The sequence below is a fragment of the Pontibacter sp. HSC-14F20 genome (assembly GCF_019599265.1).
Classification (GTDB): domain Bacteria; phylum Bacteroidota; class Bacteroidia; order Cytophagales; family Hymenobacteraceae; genus Pontibacter.
Genome location: NZ_JAHZTC010000002.1, coordinates 33,689 through 47,254 on the forward strand (window position 1 = coordinate 33,689; position 13,566 = coordinate 47,254).

The 13,566-nt window shown below is 50.6% G+C and carries 13 protein-coding genes; 5 read left to right on the forward strand and 8 right to left on the reverse strand.

What is annotated here, in order from left to right; genetic code table 11:
- Positions 1–49 precede the first annotated feature (49 nt).
- The 5 genes from K3G39_RS02780 to K3G39_RS02800 form a co-directional block, all read right to left on the reverse strand.
- The gene (locus K3G39_RS02780; RefSeq protein WP_220624653.1) at positions 50–1,003 is read right to left on the reverse strand and encodes a transketolase family protein; all 954 of its coding nucleotides are present in this window, start codon (positions 1,001–1,003) and stop codon (positions 50–52) included.
- Positions 1,004–1,019: 16 nt separating this feature from the next.
- On the reverse strand, positions 1,020–1,880 hold the full coding sequence (locus tag K3G39_RS02785) for a transketolase (RefSeq protein WP_220624654.1): 861 nt from the start codon (positions 1,878–1,880) through the stop codon (positions 1,020–1,022).
- 209 nt (positions 1,881–2,089) lie between these two features.
- Positions 2,090–2,542: a thioredoxin-dependent thiol peroxidase gene (gene bcp / locus K3G39_RS02790; protein ID WP_220624655.1), complete on the reverse strand. Its 453-nt coding sequence runs from the start codon at positions 2,540–2,542 to the stop codon at positions 2,090–2,092.
- Positions 2,543–2,634: 92 nt separating this feature from the next.
- Positions 2,635–4,527, reverse strand: a complete 1,893-nt coding sequence (locus K3G39_RS21075; RefSeq protein WP_220624656.1) for a M23 family metallopeptidase — start codon at positions 4,525–4,527, stop codon at positions 2,635–2,637.
- On the reverse strand, positions 4,514–5,125 hold the full coding sequence (locus tag K3G39_RS02800; protein WP_220624657.1) for a fumarylacetoacetate hydrolase family protein: 612 nt from the start codon (positions 5,123–5,125) through the stop codon (positions 4,514–4,516). The genes K3G39_RS21075 and K3G39_RS02800 overlap by 14 nt, the downstream gene beginning before the upstream one ends.
- A 390-nt stretch (positions 5,126–5,515) precedes the next feature.
- Between K3G39_RS02800 and K3G39_RS02805 the strand changes: the two genes are divergently transcribed.
- Positions 5,516–6,310: a M48 family metallopeptidase gene (locus K3G39_RS02805; RefSeq protein WP_220624658.1), complete on the forward strand. Its 795-nt coding sequence runs from the start codon at positions 5,516–5,518 to the stop codon at positions 6,308–6,310.
- Positions 6,311–6,331: 21 nt separating this feature from the next.
- The gene (locus K3G39_RS02810; protein ID WP_220624659.1) at positions 6,332–6,940 is read left to right on the forward strand and encodes a hypothetical protein; all 609 of its coding nucleotides are present in this window, start codon (positions 6,332–6,334) and stop codon (positions 6,938–6,940) included.
- Between the two features lie 99 nt (positions 6,941–7,039).
- On the opposite strand, the gene K3G39_RS02815 is transcribed toward K3G39_RS02810, so the two are convergent.
- Together K3G39_RS02815 and murC are read right to left on the reverse strand one after the other, a co-directional pair.
- Positions 7,040–7,852 carry a 3'-5' exonuclease gene (locus K3G39_RS02815; protein ID WP_220624660.1) on the reverse strand — a complete coding sequence of 271 codons (813 nt, stop codon included), beginning with the start codon at positions 7,850–7,852 and terminating at the stop codon, positions 7,040–7,042.
- Positions 7,853–7,863: 11 nt separating this feature from the next.
- Positions 7,864–9,243 (reverse strand): UDP-N-acetylmuramate--L-alanine ligase, encoded by a 1,380-nt coding sequence (murC, locus tag K3G39_RS02820; protein WP_220624661.1) that lies wholly within the window; start codon positions 9,241–9,243, stop codon positions 7,864–7,866.
- Between the two features lie 133 nt (positions 9,244–9,376).
- Between murC and dnaB the strand changes: the two genes are divergently transcribed.
- Entirely contained in the window at positions 9,377–10,948 is a 1,572-nt protein-coding gene (gene dnaB, locus K3G39_RS02825) for a replicative DNA helicase (RefSeq protein WP_220624662.1), read from the forward strand.
- Positions 10,949–11,108: 160 nt separating this feature from the next.
- On the opposite strand, the gene K3G39_RS02830 is transcribed toward dnaB, so the two are convergent.
- Positions 11,109–11,693 (reverse strand): nitroreductase, encoded by a 585-nt coding sequence (locus tag K3G39_RS02830; RefSeq protein WP_220624663.1) that lies wholly within the window; start codon positions 11,691–11,693, stop codon positions 11,109–11,111.
- A gap of 192 nt (positions 11,694–11,885) precedes the next feature.
- On the opposite strand from K3G39_RS02830, the gene K3G39_RS02835 reads away from it, so the two are divergent.
- A complete protein-coding gene (locus K3G39_RS02835) occupies positions 11,886–13,133 on the forward strand; it encodes a PAS domain-containing protein (RefSeq protein WP_220624664.1) in 1,248 nt (415 codons plus the stop codon).
- A gap of 51 nt (positions 13,134–13,184) precedes the next feature.
- A complete protein-coding gene (locus K3G39_RS02840) occupies positions 13,185–13,538 on the forward strand; it encodes a histidine kinase (protein ID WP_220624665.1) in 354 nt (117 codons plus the stop codon).
- Positions 13,539–13,566: the final 28 nt, after the last annotated feature.

The following is a 13,566-nucleotide window of genomic DNA, read 5'->3' on the forward strand; positions in this document are numbered from 1 at the left end:
GCAGTACAGCCCCTTCTGTTTTTCTAAAATAAGGTATAACCCTTATGTATTACTTGCGGCTAATGGCACGCTCAGCGGCAGCCACAATGTTGTCAGTGCTCAGGCCGTACTTCTCCATCAGCTGGTCCGGTGTGCCAGACTCTCCAAACGAATCGTTTACGCCCACCATTTCCAGTGGAGCAGGTAGCTGGCGACCCAATAGTTGCGCCACCGAATCACCCAGGCCACCATGTAGCTGGTGCTCTTCTGCCGTCACCACACACTTGGTTTTGCCAACTGATTTCAAAATGGCCTCGTCGTCAAGCGGCTTGATGGTGTGGATGTTAATTACTTCAGCATTGATGCCTTTCTCAGCCAGTTTGTGACCTGCCTCGATAGCTTTCCATACCAGGTGACCTGTGGCCAGAATAGTAATGTCAGTTCCTTCGTTCAGCATCACCGCTTTTCCGATTTCGAACTTCTGATCGGCAGGAGTGAAGTTAGGAACAGCCGGACGACCAAAACGCAGGTATACCGGACCTTCGTAATCGGCAATCGCGATGGTGGCGGCTTTGGTCTGGTTGAAGTCGCATGGGTTGATTACGGTCATGTGCGGCAGCATTTTCATCATGCCCACATCTTCCAGAATCTGGTGCGTGGCACCGTCCTCACCCAAGGTCAAACCGGCGTGCGAGGCGCAAATCTTCACGTTCTTGCCCGAGTAAGCGATCGACTGACGGATCTGATCGTACACGCGGCCCGTCGAGAAGTTTGCAAACGTACCTGTGAACGGAATCTTACCACCAATGGTCATACCTGCGGCCAGACCCATCATGTTGGCCTCGGCTATACCTACCTGGTAAAAACGCTCCGGAAACTCCTTTTTGAAGGCATCCATTTTTAGCGAACCGATCAGGTCAGCGCAAAGGGCTACTACGTTCGGGTTGGTGCGGCCAAGCTCCAGCAAGCCTACGCCAAAACCAGAACGGGTGTCTTTTTTCTCTGTATATGTATACTCTTTCATTGCTGTGTTTTAAAGCTTAGTAATCTGAAGCTGCCTCTACGGCTAGTTGCTGAAGTGCGATCTCGAGCTGCTCGTCGTTCGGCGCTACGCCGTGCCACTTGTGCGAACCCATCATGAAGTCCACGCCAAAGCCCATCTCGGTGTTCATCAGGATCATCACTGGTTTGCCGTTGCCGGTAGCTTTCTTCGCGTCTTCGAGTGCAGGTAGCAGGGTTTCAAAGTTGTTGCCGTCCGCCTCCAGTACATGCCAGCCGAATGCTTCGAATTTGGTACGGAGGTCGCCCAGCGCCAGAACTTCTTCGGTACCACCGTCAATCTGCTGGTAGTTGCGGTCTACGGTCGCAATCAGGTTATCCACTTTATTGTGAGCAGCATACATGGCCGCCTCCCATACCTGACCTTCGCCCAACTCGCCGTCGCCCATCAGCACGTACACCAGGTTGTTGTCTTTGTTCAGCTTCTTGGTCTGAGCAGCACCAACTGCCACCGAAAGTCCCTGACCCAATGAGCCAGAAGCTACGCGTATACCTGGCAGGCCTTCTTCTGTAGCCGGGTGGCCTTGCAGCCTGGAGTTGATCTTGCGGAAAGTAGCCAGTTCTGACACTTCAAAGAAGCCGGCGCGAGCCAACACACTGTACCATACCGGCGAGATGTGTCCGTTGGAAAGGAAGAAAAGGTCTTCGCCTTCGCCGTCCATGTTGAAAGGTTTTGCCTTGTAGTTCAACACCTTGAAGTACAGCGACACAAAATAATCCGTGCAGCCGAGTGAGCCGCCCGGGTGGCCGGAGTTTACCGCATGTACCATGCGCACGATGTCACGGCGAACCTGTGCCGCAATTTGCTTCAGCTCGTCGATGCTTTTGTTGTGTGGGTTCACGTTTTATGAATTGTTAAATTGTTGATTGCTAAATTGTCTAATTTTTGATTGCTGAATTGTTTATTCATGATAACAATCAAGTGTATTTTCTTCCAGCACACGGGTCAGGTGATACCTGAAATGCTGTAGCCAAGTGTCTTGTCTCTCTTCCGGAAACAAATATACAACGAAAAAAGCGCAGCCGCCTTTTCGGACAACTGCGCTTTGCGTTACTTTTTCAGAATCTGGGCGGCGTGGTCGGCCGTTTTCACTTTCGTCATGATGTCCTCGATGGTGCCCTCCTCGTCGATGACGAAGGTATAGCGCATGGTGCCCATGTACTTGCGGCCATACATCGATTTCTCCTGCCAGACGCCGTATTGTTCCACTATTTTTTTATCAGTGTCCGCCAGTAGCGTGAAAGGCAGTTCGTATTTGCCAATGAAATTCTGGTGTGACTTCTCGCTGTCGATGCTCACCCCGATCACTTCGTAGCCCTGTGCCTGCAGCTCGCTGTAGTTGTCGCGCAGGTTGCAGCTCTGGGCGGTGCAGCCGGGCGTGTTGTCTTTCGGGTAGAAATACATGACTACTTTTTTGCCGCGGTAGTCGCTCAGTTTCACCGTATTGCCGTGCTGGTCTTTTGCCTCAAACTCCGGCGCTTTATCTCCGATTTTCAGTTCCATGCTTTTTTATCTTGACATTAAACCATTTGACAAAGGACAAAAGTGGAATAAATTTTAAAAAGTCTTTTGTCACAAAGCCTTTTGTCCAGAAATTAGATAGTGGTCGTGAACTCCGCCTCGTTTCCGGCGTTGTCTTTTACCTTCAGTACCACCTTGCCAGACAAAGGTATGCTTTTATCTAATTTTTCGGAGTATATGGTGGCAGTTTTATGCTCGTACTTCATCAGCAACCATTTGCCATTCACTTCGCAGCGGAAAGAGTTTATACCTGACAGATTGTCTCCGATTCGGAATTTGATCTGTGTCTTGCTTTTGCTGAGCAGTTTGATCGTAGGTGCTTTCACATCTTCGAGTACTTTGAACTTGCCCATACTGCGGGTGGAGAAGGTGATGCTGTTGCCGTCCCAGACGCCGCCCATCATGCCGCGGCCTTTGCCCAGACCCAGGTAATATACAGCAGCTTTGCGCTTGTCGGTTACCGGTGTTTCTGGTGTGATAGTCACTTTCACTGCTTTGTGCAATGGCGTGAAGTAGTCGCCGATGGTATACACATCGCCTTCTTTTTTTGCCTGCAGGTAGAGCGTGTCGTACAGACTCTCCTTGTCAAAGCGGATGCTCATGTCGCGGTTGCTGAAGCTGTGTTCCTGACCCGCAGGTATAGCAGCCTGTAAATCGAGTGGGGTGGAGGTGCCGCAGAATTCCAGCGACTCAGGCAAACCGCCGCGCAGGTCATAGAGGCTCACCGAGGCAGTGCCTTTGGTATAACTTGGCACCAGCATCAGGCGTTGGTTGTTCACCACCATCTCCACGTTGCGCGGTGTAGACGATGTATCAGAGGCGTTCACTTTTAGGACGTTGCCGATGATCTCGTAGCTCAGCTGAGGTTTCGTTACTTTGCCATTGGCAGCCTGCGTGAAAGTCGGTTTTTGCCCTTTCACCACAAAAGTAAGGGTAGAAGCATTGTTGTAAGTGTCTTTTGCTACGAGCCGGATGTGATAAATCGAGTCTGCCTGCACGTTGAGCCTCCCCCGGTTTTGCGGAGCGGTATAGAGCGGCAGGTCGTTGCCATAGTCTACATAAGCCTTCTGGAAAGTACGTCCTGTGCGGCGGTAAACGTTGTAGTTCACGTGCTGCGATACCTGTTTCGAGAGCTCAAAAGGTACCCGGTCGATGTGGTGGTTGTATACCTGCTTGTCATTCACAAACACGGTCACGTCTTGGGTGCCGTTCCGGTTTTGTGTGTCGTCATAGCGGTCGATGGTCTGCAACTCAAAACCGATCAAACCATGGGCGAACACGGTATCCGGCAAGGTATGGGCGCCGTTGGTTTTCTTGGGAGTATATTCCTTCCGTGCAAATTCCTGGTTGATGCGGGCATGGATGTTCAGCGGCTGCACGCCCAAACCCAACAAATCAGGAGGTGTCGTGTCAGTGATCTCTTTGAAGCCCCAGCGAAGCGGATTGTACAGACGGTCCTCGGCGTCGCGAATCTCAAAGTGCAGGTGCGGACCGCCGGAGCCTCCCGTGTTTCCGGACAAAGCGATGATCTGCCCTTTCTTTACCGGAAACAGGTTTTTCTCCGGGAACACTTCCAGCTCAAAGGTCTCCTTCTCGTACTGCTTCTGCAGAATATAATCCGCCAAAGGGTCATAGAAAGCCAGCAAATGCGAATAAGTAGTGGTAAGACCGTTGGGGTGCGTCACGTAAATGATGTTGCCATACCCATAAGTTGACATCTTCACACGCGAGATATACCCGTCCGCAGCAGCGTATACCGACAAACCTTCGCGCTGATCGGTTTTAATGTCGATGCCGCCGTGGAAATGGGTGGAGCGTATCTCACCCATGGAGCCGGACAGGAAGTTGCGCTGTCCCGGCTTGATGGGAAACATAAAATAGCCCTGTTCCGGCGCCGGTTGAGCGGCCAGTCCGAGGGTGGTGAATACGTAAGCGAAAAGGAGCACCAGGCGCTTATTTAATTTCAAAATCAAGTAGTTTTTTATCTTCAACATAGCCTTCCAATCTGTCGCCGATCTGCACCGGACCTACTCCCTCAGGCGTACCTGTAAAGATAATATCGCCTTTCTTCAGGGTGATGAAGCGGGAGATATACGCGATGATGTCGTCAAAAGTGTTCAGCATCATCTTCGAATTTCCATTTTGTCTTGTCTCGCCGTTTACCTCAAGCTTGAAGTTGATATTTTGCAAATCCTCAAACTGATCAAGCAGCAGAAATTCCGAGATAGGAGCCGAACCATTGAAGCCTTTGGCCAGCGTCCAAGGCAATCCTTTGGCTTTGGCCTTGGCCTGGAGGTCGCGGGCCGTGAAGTCTATACCCAGACCAATCGCATCGTAGTATTTGTGAGCGAACTTCTTGTCGATGTTCTTGCCTTCGCGGCTGATGCGCACAAGCAGCTCCACCTCGTGGTGGATGTCCTGGCTGTATTCCGGATAATAAAAAGGCTCGTTGTTGCGAAGGATGGCCGTATCAGGCATAAAAAATATCACCGGTTCGTCCGGCACTTCATTCTTCAGTTCGGCTATATGATCGGCGTAATTGCGGCCGATGGCTACTATTTTCATAAAAGGGTCAGGGTGTTTTCTTTATCGATACTCAAAAATAGGCTATATCCGGTTTTCGTGCAGCATGATTTGCTAAAAAGAATCAATTAAAAGACAATTTTTTAGAAGTTCCTATACCTGTGGCAGGCGCAGGCTCTTTTTATACTTTAACAAGAGAAGGTCCGCATTATTGTGCTGAGGGGGACTACAACATTTTATATTAGAGCGTTCGTATACCTATGCAGCTGACAGTCTAAGTGGCAACCTGTCATTCCAGGTCAAGTTGCACTTTGTTTTATCAGTTAAAGTATAGTAATTTTAACATATTAAACGATTCAAGCATACCTGACTTTTAAAATTGGTTCAAAATTTGAAACAGCCATTTTATGAAGTCATTTAAATTTTAAAACTATGTACAAGAAGTTAATCGCCTTTTCAATAGCGGTAGTGATGATGGTAGCCTGTACAACGGTGCCGATCACAGGCCGCAGGCAGCTGAGTCTCGTGTCAGACGCGCAGATGATGCAAATGAGTTACGACGCTTACGACCAGTTCCTGAAAGAGAACAAGCTTTCGCGTGACGCACAGGCTACGGCCATGGTGAAACGTACTGGCCAGCGCATACAGCGTGCCGTGGAACAGTATATGGCTGCCAACAACATGTCAAATCAATTGCAGGGCTTTGCGTGGGAGCACAACCTGATCGAGGATGACCAGGTGAACGCCTGGGCCATGGCTGGTGGTAAAACCGTGACTTACACAGGTATACTGCCGATCGCTCAGAACGAAACTGGCCTGGCTGTGGTAATGGGCCACGAAATTGCCCATGCTATTGCCAAACACAGCAACGAGCGCATGAGCCAGCAATTGGCCCAGCAGTTCGGAGGCCAAACGCTTTCGGCCCTGGCTGGCACGCAACCTGGTGTGGCGCAGCAACTGATTATGACTGCCTACAGTGCCGGTTCTACACTCGGCCTGCTGAAGTATGGCCGTAACCAGGAAAGCGAAGCCGATCAACTAGGGCTAATTTTTATGGCCATGGCCGGTTATAATCCGCAGGAGGCTATCCCTTTCTGGGAGCGTATGGAGGCGAAGTCTGGCGGTCAGGCACCACCGGAATTCCTGAGCACGCACCCGAGCGCTGGTACTCGTCGTGCCACCCTGCAGAAGCATATGCCGGAAGCGATGAAATACTACAAGAAATAATCACTAACCCGATAAACCTACATGACTCCATCACCCTTAGCCAATGGCCGGCACCTGCTGCTGACCTGCCTGCGCTGGTCGCTGGCCCTGACTCTGATCCTACTGGTAGCGGCTGGTTGTACGCGCCGCGAAGCTTTCCCCGAGGAAAGTGAAGAGGAACCACTCGACGCAGAAGCCGGACCAAAGTATGACGGGCAATTGTTGGCACAAGTGGTGTTGGACGAGATCGATTTTGTAGTGCCGCAGCAGGAGCTGGTTCAGCCTTTTATAAAGGAGTTTGGCAACGGCACGGTGGTGAACAAAGTAACGATCCATAAGGTGCAGGACAACAAAAACCTTCCTGCTACTTATTACCTGGTAGGTTTGGGCATGTACAACGGCTCTTTCCGCTCGATGGCTCTGGAACTGGATGTGGCTTCTGACAACAGCCTATACCTGAGTAGTAAGTCGATGAAGCATATTTGCGAAGCTACTGCCGGTTGCGATTTCTGTTACTTCAGCTTCGAGGACAACAGAATCACGGGCTGCCAGTGCTCGATCCGGGCCGCTGGTTACGACTGTCGCCATAAGGTGCAGGAGGGCAATAAGCTGCTGCAGGGCGTCAGGTTAAAGAACCCGAGACAGGAATAGCCTTAGGTATAGACCACAAGAAAGAGCGGGCTGCCAGTTATCTGGCAGCCCGCTCTTGGTTATTTTTAATGCTATACCTGGAAGGCTCTTTTCAGAGACTTAGGACACACTACTCTGCATGTTCCGCAGTCTGATGCGTGTCAGAATTTTCTTGGTATACAGCGGGAAGTCGCCTTTCATCATCCAGTCGTAGTAGCTTGGCTCTTTGCTCAGCACTTCCTCCACCGGCACATTGCGGTGCTTGCCGAAGTTAAAGACTTCCTGCCCGGCATTGTTGTACACAATGCGACCAGCCAGATCGGCTGACTTCTCGAAGGTGAATTTGTGAAGCTGGGCCATGTCGTTCTGGATTGGTGCTTCCTCTATACCTTCTGACACTTCCACGATCGTGTTTTCGTAGCGCTCGAGCTGGGCTTTCAGAATGTGGTAAGTCGCTACGGTGTCGGCCTCCGCGCTGTGGGCATTCTCGAGCGTTTTGTTGCAATAGTATTTGTAAGCAGCTGAGAGCGTGCGCTTCTCCATCATATGGAAAATACGGCAGGCGTCTACCACGTGGCGGTTGTCGATGTCGAAGTCTATACCTATCCGCAGAAACTCCTCGGCCAGCAAAGGTATATCGAAGCGCACCAGGTTGTAGCCACCCAGATCGCAGCCCTCCATAAACTGGTAGAGATTGCGGGCCACTTGCTGGAAGGTAGGACAGTCCTTTACGTCCTCGTCGTAAATCTTGTGGATCAAACTCGACTCGAGCGGAATCGGCACGGTCGGGTTGATGCGGCGGGTTTTGAGGATTTCTTCGCCGTTTGGCATCACTTTCAACACGCTGATCTCGACGATGCGGTCTTTACAAATGTCGGTGCCGGTGGTTTCGAGATCGAAGAATACGATGGGGCGCTTCAGGTTCAACTTCATGGTTGGGTGGTTTAAAGAACCGCTTTTTTGAGCGCCTCCAGGTCAAGATTTTGATAAGTGCCGGAGCTCATAAGCAGCAGGTTGGCGTTTTGCCATTCCATACCTTTCAGGTGCTCGAGCAGGGCGGTTGAGTCGGTGAACACCTGCAGCTTCGGGTTGCCGAAAGCGTTGCGCAGGTCTTCTACCGACAGCATTTCCATGCGTTTGTGCTCCACCGTTTTAGGGCTGAAAAAAACGATCGGCACATCGGCTCTGTCGAGCGATCGCGCATACTGCGGCAGGAAATTCTTGTTGAGACTGCTGAAGGTATGCAGCTCCACACAGGCCACCAGCTTGCGCTGCGGGTACTGCGTTTTCACAGCTTCTGTTGTTGCCTTTACTTTAGAAGGTGCATGGGCAAAGTCACGGAAAATCACGGTTTTGTCGTTTTCGTCGAGTCGCTCCAGTCGTTTGGCGGCGCCTTTAAAGGTCTTGAGCGCTTCGTAAAAATCATGCGCTTTGATGCCGATCTTCTTGCAGACTTCCTTGGCCGCACTGATGTTGCGGAGGTTATGCTCCCCGAAAAGCGGGATCTCTACATCGCCCTCTTTCTTGGTATGCAGAATGGTTTTGCCGTGATGGATGCTGTGCGGATGCACCGTGTAGCCAATGTAAGCAATATCAGCCGGGTTGCGCGGTACGGCCGCCAGTTGTACCTGTTCGTCGTCTTGGTTGTAAATGAGCGTGCCGGCCTTTGGTGTCATCTCCGCGAAAATGCGGAACTGGTCGCGGTATACCTCCGGCGTCGGGAACACGTTAATATGGTCCCAGCTGATGCCGCTGATCACACCGATGTGGTGGTGGTACAGGTGGAATTTAGGTACGCGTTTGATCGGGTCGGAGAGGTACTCATCCCCTTCGATAATGATGATCGGTGCCTCCTCAGTTAGCCTCACCATGCGGTCGAAGCCCTCGAGCTGGGCGCCTACGGCGTAGTCGAACAGGCGGCCGCTATGCTGGAGCACGTGCATGATGATGGAGGTAATGGACGTCTTGCCATGGCTACCGCCTATCACGATGCGTTGTTTGTTTCTGCTTAGCTCATAAATGAAATCCGGAAATGAGTAGACCGGTATACCTGTCTCCTGTGCGCGAAGCAGTTCCGGGTTATCAGCGCGGGCGTGCATCCCCAGGATGACAGCGTCCGGGCGGTCTTCCAGCTTTTCGGGAAACCAGCCTTCTGCGGCGGGCAGTATACCTGCGGCAGCCAGTCGGCTCTTGGCCGGCTCGTAGATCTCGTCGTCCGAACCAGTTACTTTTATACCCTGGTCGTGCAAAGCCAGCGCCAGGTTGTGCATGATGCTGCCACCTGTGGCAATCAGGTGAATATGTTTAAAATCCGTTCTCTCCATAATCCGTGCTATCAGTTTAGCGAACCGACAAAATTAGAATTCCTAAGTTAAATGTAAATAGCTATACGCTAATATGTGGATATCTTCCGTAATTTGTGGATTACTTGGGCGGCTTACTTTTTAAATTTGTGGTATGGAGGAGATGAAAATGAACGTGCGGCCAACTGGCAACCGCGGCACCTGGAGCAAAAAAGCGCCTGCCGTGGCAGAGTTGGGTAAAAAACCGCCGCAGGCACTGGATTTGGAGGAGGCCGTGCTAGGCGCTCTGATGTTGGAGAAAGATGCGCTTACCACCGTAATCGACATTCTGCGACCAAACTCTTTTTACAAAGAGGCGCACCAACGCATTTTTAAAGCGATCCTGGCGCTGTTCGACAAGTCAGAGCCAATCGACATTTTAACAGTAACCCACGAGCTGCGCGAAAATGGTGAGTTGGAGCTGGCCGGTGGCGCTTACTACGTCACACAGCTGACAACCCGCGTTAACTCGGCGGCCAACATCGAGTACCACGCCCGTATCATCACGGAAAACTCGATCAAACGCGACCTGATCTCGATCTCCTCTGAAGTGCTCTCAAGCGCTTTCGAAGACACTACTGATGTATTTGAGCTCCTCGACAGAACAGAGGCCAAGCTTTACGAAGTATCCGAATCGAACATCCGCAAGAACTTCGACGACATGCGCTCTTTGATGCATGCCGCTATCAAGGAACTGGAAGAAAAGCGTAAGCAAACGGATGGTCTGACCGGTGTGCCAAGCGGTATGACGGCCCTGGACCGCGTGACTTCCGGCTGGCAGAAATCGGATTTGATCATTCTGGCTGCCCGCCCTGCGATGGGTAAAACAGCCTTCGTGCTTTCCTGCCTGCGCAACGCCGCTGTGGATTTCAAAAAAGGGGTAGCGATTTTCTCGCTGGAGATGTCCTCGCTGCAGCTGGTAAATCGTCTGATTTCTTCGGAAGCCGAGCTCGATTCTGAAAAGATCAAGAAAGGCAGTCTCGAAGATTATGAGTGGGCGCAGCTCAACCATAAAATATCAAAACTGACCGAAGCGCCGATCTTCATCGATGATACGCCTGGTCTCTCTATCCGTGAGCTCCGCACCAAGTGCCGCCGCCTAAAAGCACAGTACGACATCCAGATGGTCATCATTGACTACCTGCAGCTGATGAGCGGTAACGCCGAGGGCAAGGGTGGCGGTAACCGTGAACAGGAGATTGCCTCTATTTCGCGAGCCATGAAGATGCTGGCCAAGGAACTGAACGTGCCGGTAATTGCTCTGTCGCAGTTAAGCCGCGCCGTGGAAACCCGTGGAGGTGACAAGCGTCCGCAGCTGTCCGACCTTCGTGAATCAGGCTCCATTGAGCAGGATGCTGACATGGTGCTCTTCCTCTACCGTCCGGAATATTACGGCATCACCGAAGACGAAATGGGCAACCCGACTGCCGGGGTAGGTGAGGTGATCATCGCCAAGCACCGTAACGGCTCCCTGGAGAACGTGCAGCTCAAGTTTATTGGTAAATACACGAAGTTTACGAACCTGGACTCTGATTTTGGTGGTGACGGTGGCTTTAACGCATTGCCGAACAGCAGCTTCGACACGGAAACACCAGGCGCTATCAGACTGGGAAGCCGCATGAACGACGGTAGTAAAGGTGGGGGAGGATTCCCGGCCTCAGGCTTCGACGAGGAGCCACCGTTCTAATTTTTAGACAAAGACAAATCTGACTTAAGACAAAGGACGCTAAAAGCATTTATCTATCGCACGAAAGGGTACCTGCTTTAATGTATTGCTAACCTAAGTCTTCGTGTCGACATAAATTCCTAAAAAGCCGCTAAGCCCCAGAGCCAGCGGCTTTTTGATTTTACATCCACTCTACTTTCTCGTCCAGTGGCACCATGCGTTTGCCTTCACCTGCAGATTCATCCGCATAGCCCAGGTATAAAATACCCAGAACAACATCCTCATCGCGCAGGTGCAGCATATTTTTCATAGGAGGTTTATAGGCCATACCGCCAGAACCCCAATAGCTCGCTATACCGAAGGCCGTGGCACCCAGCAATAAGTTTTGGATGGCGCAGGAAGTAGCAGCTATTTCTTCCAGAGCAGGAATTTTGGGCAAGTTACCCCGCTGCATGTAAGCCACGATTACATGCGAGGCCTGATCGCCCATGTGCAGCAGTTTGTCATACCGCTGCTGCAGGAAATTCTCTTCTTCCGTGTGCTTTTTGTACAACTCGGCATGTGCCAGGCAGAAGTCCTGTATTTTATCACCAGCGAATACCTTGAACCGCCACGGCTCCGTATGCCCGTGGGTGGGAGCCCAATCGGCCAACTCCAGTAGTTGCTTTATTTGCTCGTCAGGTATACGCTGCCCGTTCATTTTGCCAGGCTTCGTCGTTCTGCGGTTTTGAATGATGTTGCTTATTTCTGAGAATGATATGCCCATTGTGATTGATTCTTTGTTTATACAAAGGTACGGACAGTTATTGCCCTATCCCAATTGTTGCTTGTCACCGGCAGAAACATCGTGGTAAATTGAAACAATACTTATGCGGGAATTGCTTTAGTCCTGGGCAGCACAGTATCTGCACAAGATTCATTATCTTTCAGACCCTTTTCAGACATTAGTAACATCCTTATGGACTTTAATATATTATTTAATAGTATACCTGAACCCATTGTTGTGCTCTCCCGGGAGTACAAAGTTGTGGCAGCAACAGATGCCTTTCTGGAAACCAGCCTGCGTACAAGGGAACAGCTGGTAGGAGCACATTTTCTTTTGGAGGCATTCCCTGAGAAAGAACTTGCCTACCAAGACAACCCCGTTAAAAAAGGGCTGGATCAGGTGCTGGAAACCAAACAGACAGTGCGGCTGGCGGTAACGCGCTACGATATTCCCAAACCAGAATCGGAAGAAGGTGGCTATGAAGTGCGCTTTTGGGAGATAATTCAGATACCGATCCTGGATAGAGCGGGCAATGTAGAATACATTATGCAGAAGCCCCTGGATGTAACTGAACGCGAAATCACACAAGATGCACTGCAGAAGAGCGAAGAGAAGTTCAGGTTTATGGCAGAAGCCATGCCGCAATTGATCTTTACTGTAGATCAGGAAGGAAAGCCATCTTACTTCAACAAGCGCTGGGAAGAATTTACAGGTATAAGTCTGGAGGAGTTGGTGCAGACAGGATGGCATCAGGTCATACATCCGGATGATCTGGAAAATACGATGGCTAAATGGGAGGCTGCTCATAAGGCGGGCACCGAGATGCAGGTGGAGTTGCGCAAGCGCGATAAAAATGGCATCTATCGCTGGCATCTGTGCCGTTCCATCCCTATGAAGGATGCTGTGGGCAACATCACGATGTGGATAGGCAGCTCTACCGATATACACGATACAAGAAAACTGGTGCAGGAACTGCTGGACTCCAACGAACAGATGGTACTGCTGGCAGACCAGGTGCAGCATGCCTACGAAAAAGCTGAATCAGAGCGCAAAACGCTGGAAAGGCTCATTATGGAAGCCCCGGCCATGTTTGTTATTCTGAGAGGTCCCGAGCACAGGTTCGAGTTAATGAACGATCAGTACCAACAACTGTATCCAGGCAGAAACCTGATCGGAATGCCCTTGGGCGAGGCATTGCCGGATATAAAGGCGCAGGGCTTCATTGAGCTGCTCGACAAGGTATACCAGACGGGCGAAACCTACATCGCGGAGGGCGTGCCTATTATTTTGCCTAAGGCGGGTTCAGGCGAAATGGAAGAGAGGTGCTTTAATTTCTCTTATCAGCCTATATATGAAGCCGATAAAATTACGGGTATACTGGCTTTCGGCTATGATATAACAAATGAAATTCTTTTTAAGAAGAAGCTGGAAAACCAATAGCTAATTAAGTTTGCATTCGGATAAAAATTGGGAGCGAGGGATAATTCGTAGATGGAGGCAGCCAGGTTAGATTTTCAGCAGCTCAGGATAAAGCATATTCTGTATAAGTCGAAGGTGCGCTCATTCCTGTACGGCGGAACATTCGACAAGACTTTCTTTTCCACTGCCGGTCCAATAGACATCTGGTTTTCCACAGTGGGTACCATACGCTATGCACGCGAGCCCGAAATCTCACAACTTATCCGGCTTCATCAGCAACTAACCACGCTTGTTTTAAGCCTGCATAAGCTATACAGTAGCGGGCAAATAGAACAGGCTTACGATGGCCTAAAGGAAGTAGACTTCAAGTCAGACCAATTTATTCAGATTCTCTCAGGCTTAGACGAGCGGCTCAAGCAGGTATAGGTATAAAACAAAGGAGGCCGGTTATAGA